The organism is Streptomyces sp. NPDC008137 (assembly GCF_042957035.1).
GTDB lineage: Bacteria > Actinomycetota > Actinomycetes > Streptomycetales > Streptomycetaceae > Streptomyces.
In genome coordinates this window covers 71,288-84,030 of sequence record NZ_JBIBHN010000019.1, presented here as the reverse complement: position 1 = coordinate 84,030, position 12,743 = coordinate 71,288, and the positions used below count along the sequence as shown (strand labels likewise).

The 12,743-nt window shown below is 70.1% G+C and carries 12 protein-coding genes; 5 read left to right on the top strand and 7 right to left on the bottom strand.

All coding sequences use genetic code 11. From position 1 onward, the window contains the following. Positions 1–115 precede the first annotated feature (115 nt). Complete coding sequence (locus tag ACFZBT_RS26570) at positions 116–1,714, top strand: peptide-N4-asparagine amidase (RefSeq protein ID WP_391108083.1); 1,599 nt, start codon at positions 116–118, stop codon at positions 1,712–1,714. A 176-nt stretch (positions 1,715–1,890) separates the two neighbouring features. After that, complete coding sequence (locus tag ACFZBT_RS26565) at positions 1,891–3,330, top strand: cation:dicarboxylate symporter family transporter (protein ID WP_391108081.1); 1,440 nt, start codon at positions 1,891–1,893, stop codon at positions 3,328–3,330. 133 nt (positions 3,331–3,463) lie between these two features. Here ACFZBT_RS26565 and ACFZBT_RS26560 read toward each other — a convergent pair whose 3' ends face one another. Then, on the bottom strand, positions 3,464–3,913 hold the full coding sequence (locus tag ACFZBT_RS26560) for a MarR family transcriptional regulator (protein ID WP_391108078.1): 450 nt from the start codon (positions 3,911–3,913) through the stop codon (positions 3,464–3,466). Between the two features lie 106 nt (positions 3,914–4,019). On the opposite strand from ACFZBT_RS26560, the gene ACFZBT_RS26555 reads away from it, so the two are divergent. After that, the gene (locus ACFZBT_RS26555) at positions 4,020–5,822 is read left to right on the top strand and encodes an ABC transporter transmembrane domain-containing protein (protein ID WP_391108075.1); all 1,803 of its coding nucleotides are present in this window, start codon (positions 4,020–4,022) and stop codon (positions 5,820–5,822) included. 43 nt (positions 5,823–5,865) lie between these two features. Next, the gene (mltG, locus tag ACFZBT_RS26550; RefSeq protein WP_391108073.1) at positions 5,866–6,744 is read left to right on the top strand and encodes an endolytic transglycosylase MltG; all 879 of its coding nucleotides are present in this window, start codon (positions 5,866–5,868) and stop codon (positions 6,742–6,744) included. A gap of 33 nt (positions 6,745–6,777) precedes the next feature. Here mltG and ACFZBT_RS26545 read toward each other — a convergent pair whose 3' ends face one another. The 5 genes from ACFZBT_RS26545 to ACFZBT_RS26525 form a co-directional block, all read right to left on the bottom strand. Further along, on the bottom strand, positions 6,778–7,854 hold the full coding sequence (locus tag ACFZBT_RS26545; protein WP_391108071.1) for an NAD(P)-binding domain-containing protein: 1,077 nt from the start codon (positions 7,852–7,854) through the stop codon (positions 6,778–6,780). A 72-nt stretch (positions 7,855–7,926) separates the two neighbouring features. After that, positions 7,927–8,955: an aliphatic sulfonate ABC transporter substrate-binding protein gene (locus ACFZBT_RS26540; protein ID WP_391108069.1), complete on the bottom strand. Its 1,029-nt coding sequence runs from the start codon at positions 8,953–8,955 to the stop codon at positions 7,927–7,929. A 63-nt stretch (positions 8,956–9,018) separates the two neighbouring features. Beyond that, positions 9,019–9,759 carry an ATP-binding cassette domain-containing protein gene (locus ACFZBT_RS26535; RefSeq protein ID WP_391108066.1) on the bottom strand — a complete coding sequence of 247 codons (741 nt, stop codon included), beginning with the start codon at positions 9,757–9,759 and terminating at the stop codon, positions 9,019–9,021. Then, complete coding sequence (locus ACFZBT_RS26530; protein ID WP_391108064.1) at positions 9,732–10,601, bottom strand: ABC transporter permease subunit; 870 nt, start codon at positions 10,599–10,601, stop codon at positions 9,732–9,734. Before ACFZBT_RS26530 ends, ACFZBT_RS26535 begins: the two co-directional genes overlap by 28 nt. A 134-nt stretch (positions 10,602–10,735) precedes the next feature. Then, a complete protein-coding gene (locus ACFZBT_RS26525; protein WP_349817350.1) occupies positions 10,736–10,819 on the bottom strand; it encodes a putative leader peptide in 84 nt (27 codons plus the stop codon). Positions 10,820–10,941: 122 nt separating this feature from the next. Here ACFZBT_RS26525 and ACFZBT_RS26520 point away from each other — a divergent pair, with 122 nt between their 5' ends. Beyond that, the gene (locus tag ACFZBT_RS26520; RefSeq protein ID WP_391108062.1) at positions 10,942–11,364 is read left to right on the top strand and encodes a secondary thiamine-phosphate synthase enzyme YjbQ; all 423 of its coding nucleotides are present in this window, start codon (positions 10,942–10,944) and stop codon (positions 11,362–11,364) included. 392 nt (positions 11,365–11,756) lie between these two features. Here ACFZBT_RS26520 and ACFZBT_RS26515 read toward each other — a convergent pair whose 3' ends face one another. Further along, a complete protein-coding gene (locus tag ACFZBT_RS26515; protein WP_391108059.1) occupies positions 11,757–12,671 on the bottom strand; it encodes a MerR family DNA-binding transcriptional regulator in 915 nt (304 codons plus the stop codon). Positions 12,672–12,743 lie beyond the last annotated feature (72 nt).

The following is a 12,743-nucleotide window of genomic DNA, read 5'->3' as shown; positions in this document are numbered from 1 at the left end:
TTCCGCTGTGCGCGCTTTCCACCGACGGGAACCGGCCGACAGGGGTGGGAACAGCACTGCCTCGACGGGCGGTTGCTCATTGCGGAGGCGGCGGACTCCCCGTAGAACACCGGCCATGAAGAGACGGATCGCCATGTCCATGCTTGCCGGAGCCGCCCTCCTGGCGAGCACCCTCCTCGGAACCGGTCCCGCCCGGGCGGCCGACGTCCCCGCCGAGTTCGGCACCGACTGGCACGACCCGGTCACGGCCGCCCCGCCCGTCGCCAGGCCAGCGGGCAAGTCCTGTGAAGTCACCGTCGCCCAGGCGCAGTTCCGCGACTTCACCCCGTACCGGGGCACGTACACTCCGCCCGGCGACTGCGGCGACCGCTGGAGCAAGGTGGTGCTGCGCCTCGACGGGAAGGTCAAGGGCCGCCAGTACGACCGGCTGGGCTATCTGCACGTCGGCGGGGTGGAGATCTTCCGTACGTCGACCCCGCAGCCCTCGCCCGACGGCATCGAGTGGTCGGTGGAGAAGGACGTCACACGCTACGGCGACACCTTCCGCGGCCGCCAGGACGTCGAGATGCTCATCGGCAACGTCGTCGACGACACCTACACGGGCGTCCTCGACGTCAAGGTCACGCTGACGTTCTACCAGGGCCGACCGGACGGCCGGAGTCCCGACCGGGTCCTAACCCTCGACGACGGCTCGGCCCTCACCACCCCGCGCAACAGTGAGCGCATCGTCGCCGAGGTGTACGCCACCGGCTCGGGCGGCGGCTGCGAGGAGTACTGGTACCTGTCGGTGCCCGATCCCGCGCCGTACTCCTGCAAGGCAGGCCTGGGCGGCCCCTACCGGGAGGTGCAGATCCGCGTGGACGGCCGGCTCGCGGGCATCGCCACGCCGTTCCCGACCGTGTGGACCGGCGGCTGGTCCAACCCGTTCCTCTGGTACGTGACCCCCGGCCCGCGCGCCTTCGACATCAAGCCGATCACCTACGACCTCACCCCCTTGGCCGGGCTCCTCAACGACGGCCGGCCGCACCGCGTCGAGGTCTCGGTCGTCGGCGTGCCGGAGGGACAGGCCGGCTGGAGCACCCCCGTGAACGTCCTCGTCTGGCAGGACGAGCGGCGCGCCCACGTCACCGGGAAGCTCACCGCGCACCAGGAGGGCGACCTCTCCGACTCCTCGGACTACACGCCCGGTCCGGAGCACCGGGTGGACACCGAGGGCGCGCACCGGCTGACCGTCGCCGGTTACGTCGACACCTCGCACGGCCGGGTCACCACGACCGTCGGCCGCTCGCTCGCCCACACCTCCGAGCACCGCTGGACAGACGGCGAGACGAGCGACGGGCTCGAGGCCGTCTGGACCGACGACGAGTCGGTGACCGTCGACGGGCGTGGACCGGCTCGCAGTACACGCACGCACCGCGTCTACACGATGGACGGCACGACCACCCTCGGGGCGGGCGACCGGTTGCGCACCGTGCTGGCCCTCGGCGACCGCGCCACGACCGTCGAGTCGCGGGGCGGCCGACGCACCGCCTGGTCGCGGCTGGACGACTCCTACGCGGGCGACGCCACGTACACGGCGAACGTGCCCCGGGACCAGCGGCACGCGGTCGGCACCACGCGCGAGCGCTACCGGCTGTACGGCTCGCACGGCTGCTACGACCGCACCCTGACCACGGTCCAGGGGGTGCTCACGGGCGACTACGACCGCTGCTGAGTGGGAGCGGTGTGGCCAGTGTGACATGCGTCACTTAAGTCACTTTTACGTGTCCGAAACATTGCGGTCTTGTGCGCGATCAAGACAGCCTCCAGAGTGTTCGGTTACGGAAGCAACTTTCCGTATCGCAGAAGTCCCCTCCGGCCTCTGTGTAGCCCGTCCCCCAAGGAGGCCTCGTGCCACCGTCCGTACCGTCTCTGCCGCGACGTGTCGCACGCACACTGCGTACCTCGCTTTTCGCGCAGGTTCTCTGCGCGCTCGTCCTCGGAATCGTCGTCGGAAAGCTGTGGCCGGACACGGCCACGGCTCTCCAGCCGCTCGGCGACGGATTCACCCGTCTCATCAAGACCGTGATCTCGCCACTGGTGTTCTGCGTGGTCGTCGTCGGCATCGCCAAGGCCGGTGACCTGAAGGCCTTCGGCCGGATCGGGGTCAAGGCCCTGATCTGGTTCGAGGTCGCCTCCACGGCCGCCCTGGTCATCGGTCTCCTCGCCGCCAACCTCGTCGGGCCCGGCAAGGGCATGAACGTCGACCCCGGCTCGCTGGACGCGGCCGCCGTGGAGAAGACGACCGGCGGGGAGCATCTGCCCTCGACGACCGAGTTCCTCCTCCACGCGCTGCCCGAGAGTTTCGTCGGCGCCTTCGCCGAGAACGAACTGCTCCAGGTCCTGATCCTGGCCTGTCTGGTGGGCGCCGCCCTGCTGCACCTCGGGCACACCAAGGTGCCGAAGATCCTGCCCGCGATCGACCAGGCGCAGGACGTCATCTTCGCGGTCGTCGGCTTCGTCATGCGACTGGCGCCGATCGCGGTGTTCGGCGCGATGGCCCACCTCGTCGGCAACTACGGGCTGGGCGTGATGAAGACGTACGCCAAGCTCATCGTGCTCTGCTATGTCGCGGCGGCGTTGTTCATCGTGCTGCTCGCCGTCGCCCTGCGCCTGGTGACCGGGCTCAGCCTCTGGAAGTTCCTGCGCTACATCCGCGAGGAGATGCTGCTCGCGCTCGGTACCGCGTCCACCGAGGCGGTCATGCCGCGCGTGATGCAGAAGCTGCGGCGGGCCGGCGCCCGCGACGACGCCGTGGGTCTGGTGCTGCCCACGGGCTACTCCTTCAACCTCGACGGCGCCTCGCTCTACCTGTCCATCGGCACGCTGTTCATCGCCCAGGCGGTGGGCGTGGACCTGACGCTTGGCCAGCAGGTCACCGTGGTCCTGGTGCTGATGCTGACCAGCAAGGGCATGGCGGGCATCCCCGGTTCGGCGTTCCTCGCCCTGTCCGCGACCGCCTCTTCCCTGGGTGCGATTCCGGCCGGAGCGGTCGCTCTGCTGCTCGGCGTGGACCGCATCATGGACTCGATGCGCGTCGTGACGAACCTGCTCGGCAACTGTGTCGCCGTGTTCGCGGTGTCCCGCTGGGAGGGGGCCCTGGACACCGACCGGGCGAAGAAGACGCTCGACGGGGAGTACACGGCTCCGCCGGAGGGCGATGACGAAGGTGGTGACGGCGGGAAGGGTGCCGCCGCCGAGGCCCCGCCGGTCGAGCCGACGACGGCCGAGACCCCGGCGTCGGGTATCCCCACCCAGAAGCCCAAGGAGCCGGCCCCCGAGGTCGGTTGACCGAAACAGCACGGGCCGCGGCCACCGCTCCAGCAGCACGAGCGGCGGCCGCGGCCCCTTTCGCACGCGGGTCGTCACCGGGCTTCAGCCCCTCAGTCCCGCCGGTCCCTCTCCCGGCTGATCGGCGAAGCCCTCAGCAGCCCCGAACCGGCGCCCCGTCGATCAGCGTGTCCAGCAGCCCCCCGAGCGCCGCACGCTGATCCTCCGCCAGCGGCGCGAGGATCTCCTCCGCGGCCGACCTCCGAGCCGCCCGCAGCTCGCGTAGCGCGCCCCGCCCGTCGTCCGTGAGCTCGATGCGGATCACCCGCCGGTTCGCCGGGTCCGGGACCCGCCGTACCTTTCCGCTCGCCTCCAGCGCGTCGACCAGCGTCGTCACGGCCCGGGGCACCACCTCCAGGCGCTCGGCCAGGTCGGCCATGCGCGGCGGCGAGCCCCAGTGCGCGAGGGTGCGCAGTAGCCGGGACTGGGCCGGGGTGATGCCGAGGTCGCGCTGCTCCAGATGGCGCTTCTGGATGCGATGGACCCGGCGGGTGAGCCGCAGCAACTGCTCGGCGAGCAGGCCGTCGGGGTCGGGCGTGGTCATACGGGAACAATATCAGGATGCAGTTCATTGTGAGTATAGGTAACAATGAGCTGTGATCCGACCCGCCCGGCTCCCGCCGGTGCCCGTACCGCTCTCGAAGGAGCCCATGCCTCCCGACCACGAAACCCGCTGGACCCCATCCGACGGTTCGAAGGAACAGCCCCGGCAGGTCCGCCGCATCCTCAGGCTCTTCCGCCCCTACCGAGGCCGCCTCGCGATCGTCGGCCTGCTCGTCGGCGCCGCGTCACTGGTCTCGGTCGCCACGCCCTTCATGCTGAAGGAGATCCTCGACGTCGCGATTCCCGAGGGGCGCACCGGCCTGCTCAGCCTGCTCGCCCTCGGCATGATCCTCAGCGCCGTCCTCACCAGCGTCTTCGGAGTCCTCCAGACCCTGATCTCCACGACGGTCGGCCAGAGGGTCATGCACGACCTGCGCACCGCCGTCTACGGCCGGCTCCAGCGCATGTCCCTCGCGTTCTTCACGCGCACCCGCACCGGCGAGGTGCAGTCCCGCATCGCCAACGACATCGGCGGCATGCAGGCCACCGTCACCTCCACCGCGACCTCCCTGGTCTCCAACCTGACCAGCGTGGTCGCGACGATCGTCGCGATGGTCGTCCTCGACTGGCGCCTGACCGTCGTCTCCCTGCTGTTGCTGCCGGTGTTCGTGTGGATCAGCCGCCGCGTCGGCAAGGAGCGCCGCAGGATCACCACCCAGCGCCAGAAGCAGATGGCCACCATGGCCGCCACGGTCACCGAGTCGCTCTCCGTCAGCGGCATCCTGCTCGGCCGTACCATGGGCCGCTCCGACTCGCTGACGAAGTCCTTCGCCGACGAGTCCGAGGAACTCGTCGACCTCGAGGTGCGGTCGAACATGGCCGGCCGCTGGCGCATGGCCGTCATCACGATCGTGATGGCCGCCCTGCCCGCCGTCATCTACTGGACCGCCGGCATGGCCCTCCAACTGGGCGGCCCCCAGGTCTCCATCGGCACGATCGTCGCGTTCGTGTCGCTCCAGCAGGGCCTGTTCCGCCCGGCCGTGAGCCTGCTGTCGACCGGTGTGCAGATCCAGACCTCGCTCGCCCTCTTCCAGCGCATCTTCGAGTACCTCGACCTGCCCGTCGACATCACCGAGCGCCCGGACCCGGTCCGTCTCGACCGCGTCAAGGGCGAGATCCGCTTCGAGAACGTCTCCTTCGGCTACGACGACAAGGGCGGCCCGGTCCTCGACGCCATCGACCTCACCGTCCCGGCGGGCAGCAGCCTCGCCCTCGTCGGCTCCACCGGCGCCGGCAAGTCCACGCTGGGCTATCTGGTGCCCCGTCTCTACGACGTCACCGGCGGCCGCGTCACCCTCGACGGGGTCGACGTCCGCGACCTCGACTTCGACACCCTGGCGCGCGCGGTCGGGGTCGTCTCGCAGGAGACGTACCTCTTCCACGCCTCGGTCGCCGACAACCTGCGCTTCGCCAGGCCAGGCGCCACCGACGAGGAGCTGTACCAGGCGGCGAAGGCGGCACAGATCCACGACCACATCGCGTCCCTGCCCGACGGCTACGACACCGTCGTCGGCGAGCGCGGCCACCGCTTCTCCGGCGGTGAGAAGCAGCGCCTGGCCATCGCGCGCACGATTCTGCGCGACCCGCCGGTCCTCATCCTCGACGAGGCCACCAGCGCCCTGGACACCCGGACCGAGGCCGCCGTTCAAGAGGCCATCGACGCCCTGTCGGCCAACCGCACCACGCTGACCATCGCGCACCGGCTGTCCACGGTGCGGCATGCCGACCAGATCGTGGTGCTCGACTCGGGGCGCGTCGTCGAACGCGGCACGCACGGGGAACTCCTGGAGCGGGACGGGCGCTACGCGGCGCTCGTACGCCGGGATGCCCAACTGGAACCGACAAGCTGAAGATATGCCAGGTTTATGAGGAAATGCGGGTTACCGTGCCCGCATGCAGACGAACACTCCGCCACGAAGGGCCATGCGACTGACGCGCCGGGGCCGTATCGTCCTCGTCGCGACCGGAGCCGTCCTGGTCGGCACCGCCGTGGCGGTGCCGCTGCTGATTCTGGGGCCCGGGAACGGCGGCGGCCGGACCGCGACCCTGGTCATCCCGGAGGGCTGGCGCGCGAGCCAGGTCTACGCCGCCGTCGACAAGGCCCTCGCCCTGCCCGCCGGCAGCGCGAAGAAGTCCGTCGCGAAAGTCGCCACGAAACTGCCGGACGACGCCCGCGGCAACCCGGAGGGCTACCTCTTCCCGGCGACCTATCCGCTCCCCTGGAAGGCCAAGCCGGAGCAGCTCCTGGCGCGGATGGTCGACACCGCGAACGAGAAGTTCAACGGCGCGCCCATCGCCGCGGGGGCCCAGCGCAACGCGATGAACGTCTACCAGGCCGTCACCATCGCCAGCATCGTCCAGGCGGAGGCGGACACCGCGGCCGACATGGGCAAGGTGGCCCGGGTCGTCTTCAATCGCCTCGAACGCGGTATGCCGCTCCAGATGGACTCCACCGTCAACTACGCGCTGGGCCGCTCCACCCTGCGGACGACGGAGAGCGACACCCGGATCGACAACCCCTACAACACGTACCAGCGCATGGGCCTGCCGCCCACACCCATCGCCAACCCGGGCGAGGAGGCGATGCGCGCCGCCGTCAACCCGCCCGCGGGCGACTGGCTGTACTTCGTCACGGTCCGGCCGGGTGACACCCGCTTCACCGCGGACTACGCGGAACACCAGCGCAACGTCGCGGAGTTCAACGCCCAGGGGAAGAGCACGGGCACGGCGACGGTTCCTCAGGGGCGCGGGGAACTGCGCGATCAGCCGTAGACGGCCCGCAGCAGACGTCAGGTCACGTAGTTGTCACGCCGCCGCCGGCTCGAGCGTCAGCAGTCGCCTGATGTCGCGCACGGCCGCCCGGCCGGCCCGGTTCGCTCCGATCGTGCTGGCCGACGGTCCGTAGCCGACGAGGTGGATGCGCGGGTCGGCGACCGCGCGCGTGCCCTCGATACGGATTCCGCCGCCCGGCTCGCGCAGCCGCAGCGGGGCGAGGTGGTCGACGGCGGGCCGGAAGCCGGTGGCCCAGAGGATGACGTCGGCATCGACGTGCCGGCCGTCCTTCCAGTCCACCCCGGTCGGCGTGATGCGGTCGAACATCGGCTGCCGGTCGAGCACGCCGTCCTCGATGCCCCGCCGGATCGCGTCGTTGAGCGGCAGCCCGGTGACCGAGACGACGCTCCTCGGCGGCAGCCCCTGTCGTACCCGCTCCTCGACGAGCGCGACCGCCGCCCGGCCCGCGTCCTCGTCGAATGGCCCCTCACGGAAGACGGGCGGGCGCCGCGTCACCCAGGTGGTGGACGCGGCGTACGCGGCGATCTCCAGCAGATGCTGGGTGCCCGACGCGCCGCCGCCCACCACGACGACCCGCTGCCCGGCGAACTCCTCGGGCCCGGGGTACCGCGCGGTGTGCAACTGCCGTCCCCGGAAGGTCTCCTGCCCGGGATAGCGCGGCCAGAACGGCCGGTTCCACGTACCGGTCGCGTTGATCAGCGCCCGCGTCGACCACACACCGTCCGAGGTCTCCACCAGCAGCCGCCCGCCGGAGCCCTCGCGCACGGCCCGTACGTCGACCGGGCGCCGCACCCGCAGGTCGAAGGTCCGCTCGTACCGGTCGAAGTAGTCGCCGATCACCTCGGCGGACGGCCGTGACGGGTCCGCGCCGGTCAGTTCCATCCCCGGCAGCGCGTGCATGCCGTGCACCTTGCCGTACGTCAGCGACGGCCAGCGGAACTGCCAGGCGCCGCCCGGCCCGGGGGAGTGGTCCAGCACGACGAAGTCGCGGTCCGGCTCGAAACCGGCGCGCCGCAGGTGAAAGGCGCTGGCCAGACCGGCCTGACCTGCGCCTATGACGACCACCTCGACCTCGCGTGTGTTGTTCACGCTTCTACCAACCGGTCCGGGGGCAAGGATCTTCCCGCCCCGTCAGATCAGATCAGGTCAGGTCAGGTCAGGTCACGAGCCTTCCGAGGGCCGGGGCGCGGTGGTCGACGGCGGCAGATCGCCGTTGAACCGGGCGTCGGTGAAGTCGGCGAAGTCGACCTTGCGCGGGATCAGCTTCAACGCCGTGAACGTGTCGGCGATCTCCTGCTCGGAGGCGATCAGCGGCTTGTCGACCGCGACCTCGACCCGGGTGGTGTAGGTGCGCTTCACCGCCGCCAGTGCCACGTCCTCGGGGAGCCCGGTGTCCTTCGCCCAGACCTTCGCCCACTCCTCCTCGTGGTCGTACACCCAGGTGTAGGCGCGCCGCAGCCGCTCCAGGTAGTCCTTGACGGCGGCGGCCTTCTTCTTGTCCTTCAGCGCGTCCGGCGCCGCGACCTGGAAGGTGAGCCCGTTGGTCACACCGTCGCCGTCGGTCAGTACCCGTCCCTGCTCGGCCTTCAGCACCTGTGAGGTGTACGGGTCCCACACCGCCCAGGCGTCGACCTTGCCGGCGGTGAACGCGGCGAGCGCGTCGGCCGGCTGGAGGTACTTGACCTTGACGTCGCTCAGCTTCAGCCCGACCTTCTTCAGCGACGCGACCAACTGGTAGTTCGCGGAGGACCCCTGGGCGACGGCGACCGACTTGCCCTTGAGCCGCGCGGGGTTCTTCAGGGGCGAGTCGTTCGGAACGAGGATCGTGTCGCCCTTGGACGTGCCGTGCCAGGCGGCGACGACCTTGATCTTCGAACCCGCCCCGGCCGCGAACACCGGCGGGGTGTTGCCCACGCCGCCGATGTCGACGGCCTTGGCGTTGACGGCCTCCAGCAGGGGCGGACCGGAGGTGAACGTCGACCACTTGATCTTGTAGTCGAGGTTCTCCAGCTCCCCGGCGGCCCGCAGAATGGCCTCCGAACCGCCCTTCTGGTCACCGACGTTGATCATGACGTCACCCTGGCCGTCGGTGCCGCCGTCCGACGTACCGGCGGCCGACTTCCCGCCGCAGGCGGAGAGCAGTAGGGCGAGGGGGAGTAGCAGAGCGGCGGGGGCGAGGCGTCGTCGCATGGCGTTTCCGTTCGTGTGGGTCGTACGTGTCGTACGTGTTGAGCGTGAAGTTCGGGGGGCGGGTCAGGCGGCTTCGGCGGCCGTCGCCTCTACGCCCAGGCGTTCGAGGAGTCCGGCGCGCAGCGCGGCGAAGCGCGGGTCGGCGATGTCGCGCGGGCGGTCGAGGTCGATGTGCTGCTCATGGGCGATGACACCGTCGTCCATCACCAGGACGCGGTCGGCGAGCAGCACGGCCTCCTCCACGTCATGGGTGACGAGGAGCACGGCGCATCCCCGGCGCTGCCACAGCTCGCCCACCAGCCGCTGGGCCTTGATGCGAGTCAGTGCGTCGAGTGCGCCGAACGGCTCGTCGAGCAGCAGCAGATCGGGCTCGCGTACCAACGCCCGTGCCAGGGAGGCGCGTTGTGCCTCGCCGCCGGAGAGGGTCTTGGGCCAGGCGTCCGAGCGGTGGCCGAGGCCGACCTCGTCGAGGGCCTGCTCGGCGACGGCGCGTTCGGGCTTGCCGGGCAGGCCCAGCAGGACGTTGCGCCACACCTTCTTCCACGGCATCAGCCGCGGTGCCTGGAAGGCGACGGCCTTGCGGCTGGGCACCAGGACGCTGCCCGCGATGTCGCGGTCGAGCCCGGCGAGGATGCGCAGCAGCGTCGACTTGCCGCAGCCGCTGCGGCCGAGCAGGGCCACGAACTCGCCCGGCTCGACGTCCAGTCGCAGGTCGTCGATGACGGCACGGCCGTCGAAGGAGCGGGTGAGCCCGTCGACATGGACGGCCTGGGGGGTCACCGGCCGGTGAACGTCGGTCGCCATTGCAGCAGCACCTTTTCGAGAGAGCGGACGATGAAGTCGGCGAGCAGGCCGAGGAAGGCGTAGACCACCAGGCAGACCACGATCACGTCGGTCCGCAGGAAGTCCCGTGCCTGCACCATGAGGAATCCGATGCCGGAGTCGGCGTTGACCTGCTCGGCGAAGACCAGCGCGAGCCAGGCGATGCCGAGGGAATAGCGCAGACCGGTCATCGCGCTCGGCAGGGCTCCCGGCAGCACGACATGCCGTACGAGGCCCCACCGCGACAGTCCGAGGGACTCCCCGGCCTCGATCAACTGGGCGTCCACGCCGCGGATTCCGGCGTAGACGTTGAGGTAGAGCGGGAAGGTCACGCCGAGCGTGATGATGGCGACCTTGGGGGCCTCGCCGATGCCGAACCAGATGATGAACAGCGGGATGAGCCCTACGAACGGCACGGTCCGCAGCATCTGCAGAGGTGCGTCCACGAGGTCCTCGCCGATCCTGAACAGGCCCGAGAGCAGGGCGAGTCCGGTGCCGACGACCAGACCGAAGAGCAGCCCGGCCGCGACCCGCTGGAGCGAGGTGCCCATGGCCGCGGGCAGCGAACCGTCGGCGACCATGCCTCCGGCTACCTGGGCGATTCGGCCGGGCGAGGCCAGCACGTCCGGCGGCAACGTGCCCGTCCCGCTGAGGAGTTGCCACAACACCAGCAGCAGGACCGGGCCGGTGGTGCGGCGCAGCCAGCGGGGGACGCGGGTGCGACGGGAGGAGGTGGGGGCGAGGGGCTGGAGATCGAGGTCAGGGACCGACTTGGGTGAAATGTCGGGTGCCGCTGACCTCGGCGGGGCATGGCTGATGCTCATGAAGGAACTCCACGGGGGGAGAGCGAGGGCCGTTGGAGGCACGCCTCGTCATCGCCCCGCCCACGGGATCAGCAGCGATCGGCGGGCAGGCGCGGCGGAGGCGAGTTGAGCGGAGAGAGAGGAGAGGAAGGGCGTCAGCAGCCGCGGCGACACGCGGCGGAGGCCACCCGCAGCAGGTCGATGTGACCGCGCGTGGTGAGCAGGGCTGAACGCAACATGCGGCTGAACCTAGCCAGGTGGCATGCGCACGGTCAACGGCGTCTCGTCCAGTGGACGCCGGTATCGCCACGCGGTCCGGCGTGACCCGGTGAACCCCGGGCGGTGCGTCAGGATGGGAGGCATGTCAGATGTCTTCACCACCCGAGTCCTGAACATCACCTCCGGCTCCACGGAGAAGGTCGTCGACATCACCGGCGACTGCGAGTCCTTCCTGCGCGAGGCGGCCGCCGGCCGCGACGGCCTCCTCAATGTCTTCGTGCCCCACGCCACAGCGGGGATCGCGGTCCTCGAGACCGGTGCCGGCAGCGACGACGATCTCCTGGCCGCACTGCACACGTTGCTCCCCGCCGACGACCGCTGGCAGCACCGTCACGGCAGCCCCGGCCACGGCCGCGACCACGTCCTGCCCGCCCTCGTCCCGCCCCACGCGACCCTGCCGGTGCTGGGCGGCCGCCTGGAGCTCGGCACCTGGCAGTCCGTCTGCCTGGTGGACACCAACAAGGACAATCCCCACCGTCAGGTTCGACTGAGCTTCCTGGGCTGAGCGAGATCGTCCTGGGCGTGGCCGGCGATTCTCCGTACCTCCGGAGCGGCTGGGAGGTGTCGGGTGCCACCGCCCCGATGACCCGTCCGCAACCGGGCTCTTGGCTTCGGGATGCGCGACGAAGGGACGATGCTCGTCACCTACGGTCATGACGGCCGTGGGACCTCGATGACCAGGTCGACGCGAACCGCTTCGCCATGGAGGTCTGGGCGCTCAGATGGAACTGCGCGCCATCCAGCGCCGAACCACAGCGCTACCGAGAAGACGCGGGCAGCGGGGCGTCCGAAGGGGAAGCCCTCCTACGGATTCCATTTGCCGACCGCTGTCCCGCAATGACATCGCGGTGGACGTCAATCATCAGCCGAAGCTTGCGATCAGTTGCGGGACAGCCTTCAGGCCGTGTCTTGGGTAACGGGTGAGTCTTGGGCGGACAGTTCTTCGGCCAGTTCCATGCAGCGCAGGCGGGCTGGGGAGAAGTCGTAGGGCATCTTGCCGGTGGCTTCGACCGCGCTCATGGAGTCAGCCTCCAGCCTGCCGGAGCTGAGGTCGGCCTCGTCCTCGCCGTTTTCGGGGTGGGTGGTGTCCCAGGCGTCGAAGAGGTCGTCGTCGCCCATGCCCAGGCCGGACTCCTCGATGACGGCCTGCAGGGCGCTTTCGAAGGCGTGCCGCTCGGCGGCCACTTGAGCCACCCGTGGATCATCGACGGCGACGCTGTCATCGAGTGCCTCCTCGGCGTCATCGATGCGGTCGGATTCCTCCCGCAGTGTGGGATGCGTGGCCAGGGCGACGAAGCGGGTGGCCTGGACGGCCGCGCCCAGCGGGCCGAAGATCCGCTCGGCGACCAGCAGACTGTCCAGGTCCGCCTGACGCAGGGAGCCCTCGGGCAGGCTCTTGAGGCGTTCGGTGACGAAGTCGGAGAGCAGGCCCATCCGGCTGCCTTCGGTGCGCATCCGCTGCACGGCGGTCCGTTGCCGCCGCAATTTCGCCTCCTGCTCGGCGAGGGTTTGTTCCAACCGCTCGAGGATGCCCGCGATACCTTCTCCGCTGTCCGCACCGGCGGAGGCCGTGCCGGTGGTAAAGGCGTCACGGATGTCGTCCAGGGCGATCCCGGCGTCGGCCATCTTGCGAATCCACAGCAGGCGGATCATGTCGTCGTACTCGTAGCGGCGGCGGTCGTCGCCGCCCCGCTCAGGCTCGGGGAGCAGGCCGATCTCGTGGTAATGGCGAATCGCCCGTGGTGTGGTGCCGGCGAAGGCCGCCGCGTCACCGATCTTGACCTGGCGGGGTGGCATGAACGACGCATGCATGAGCGGGGACCTTTCCTCAAGGGGCCGGGACGCAAGTCCACCGGACCACATGCCGCTGCGGAAGGTGCAACC

What these genes read in the sequence shown, in the direction of transcription:
- mltG (WP_391108073.1), top strand. Translation starts at nt 5,866, where the DNA reads ATGCAGACGAACACTCCGCCACGAAGGGCCATGCGACTGACGCGCCGG.
- ACFZBT_RS26535 (WP_391108066.1), bottom strand. Translation starts at nt 9,759, where the DNA reads ATGGCGACCGACGTTCACCGGCCGGTGACCCCCCAGGCCGTCCATGTC.
- ACFZBT_RS26560 (WP_391108078.1), bottom strand. Translation starts at nt 3,913, where the DNA reads ATGACCACGCCCGACCCCGACGGCCTGCTCGCCGAGCAGTTGCTGCGG.
- ACFZBT_RS26570 (WP_391108083.1), top strand. Translation starts at nt 116, where the DNA reads ATGAAGAGACGGATCGCCATGTCCATGCTTGCCGGAGCCGCCCTCCTG.
- ACFZBT_RS26525 (WP_349817350.1), bottom strand. Translation starts at nt 10,819, where the DNA reads ATGTTGCGTTCAGCCCTGCTCACCACGCGCGGTCACATCGACCTGCTG.
- ACFZBT_RS26555 (WP_391108075.1), top strand. Translation starts at nt 4,020, where the DNA reads ATGCCTCCCGACCACGAAACCCGCTGGACCCCATCCGACGGTTCGAAG.
- ACFZBT_RS26530 (WP_391108064.1), bottom strand. Translation starts at nt 10,601, where the DNA reads ATGAGCATCAGCCATGCCCCGCCGAGGTCAGCGGCACCCGACATTTCA.
- ACFZBT_RS26520 (WP_391108062.1), top strand. Translation starts at nt 10,942, where the DNA reads ATGTCAGATGTCTTCACCACCCGAGTCCTGAACATCACCTCCGGCTCC.
- ACFZBT_RS26540 (WP_391108069.1), bottom strand. Translation starts at nt 8,955, where the DNA reads ATGCGACGACGCCTCGCCCCCGCCGCTCTGCTACTCCCCCTCGCCCTA.
- ACFZBT_RS26515 (WP_391108059.1), bottom strand. Translation starts at nt 12,671, where the DNA reads ATGCATGCGTCGTTCATGCCACCCCGCCAGGTCAAGATCGGTGACGCG.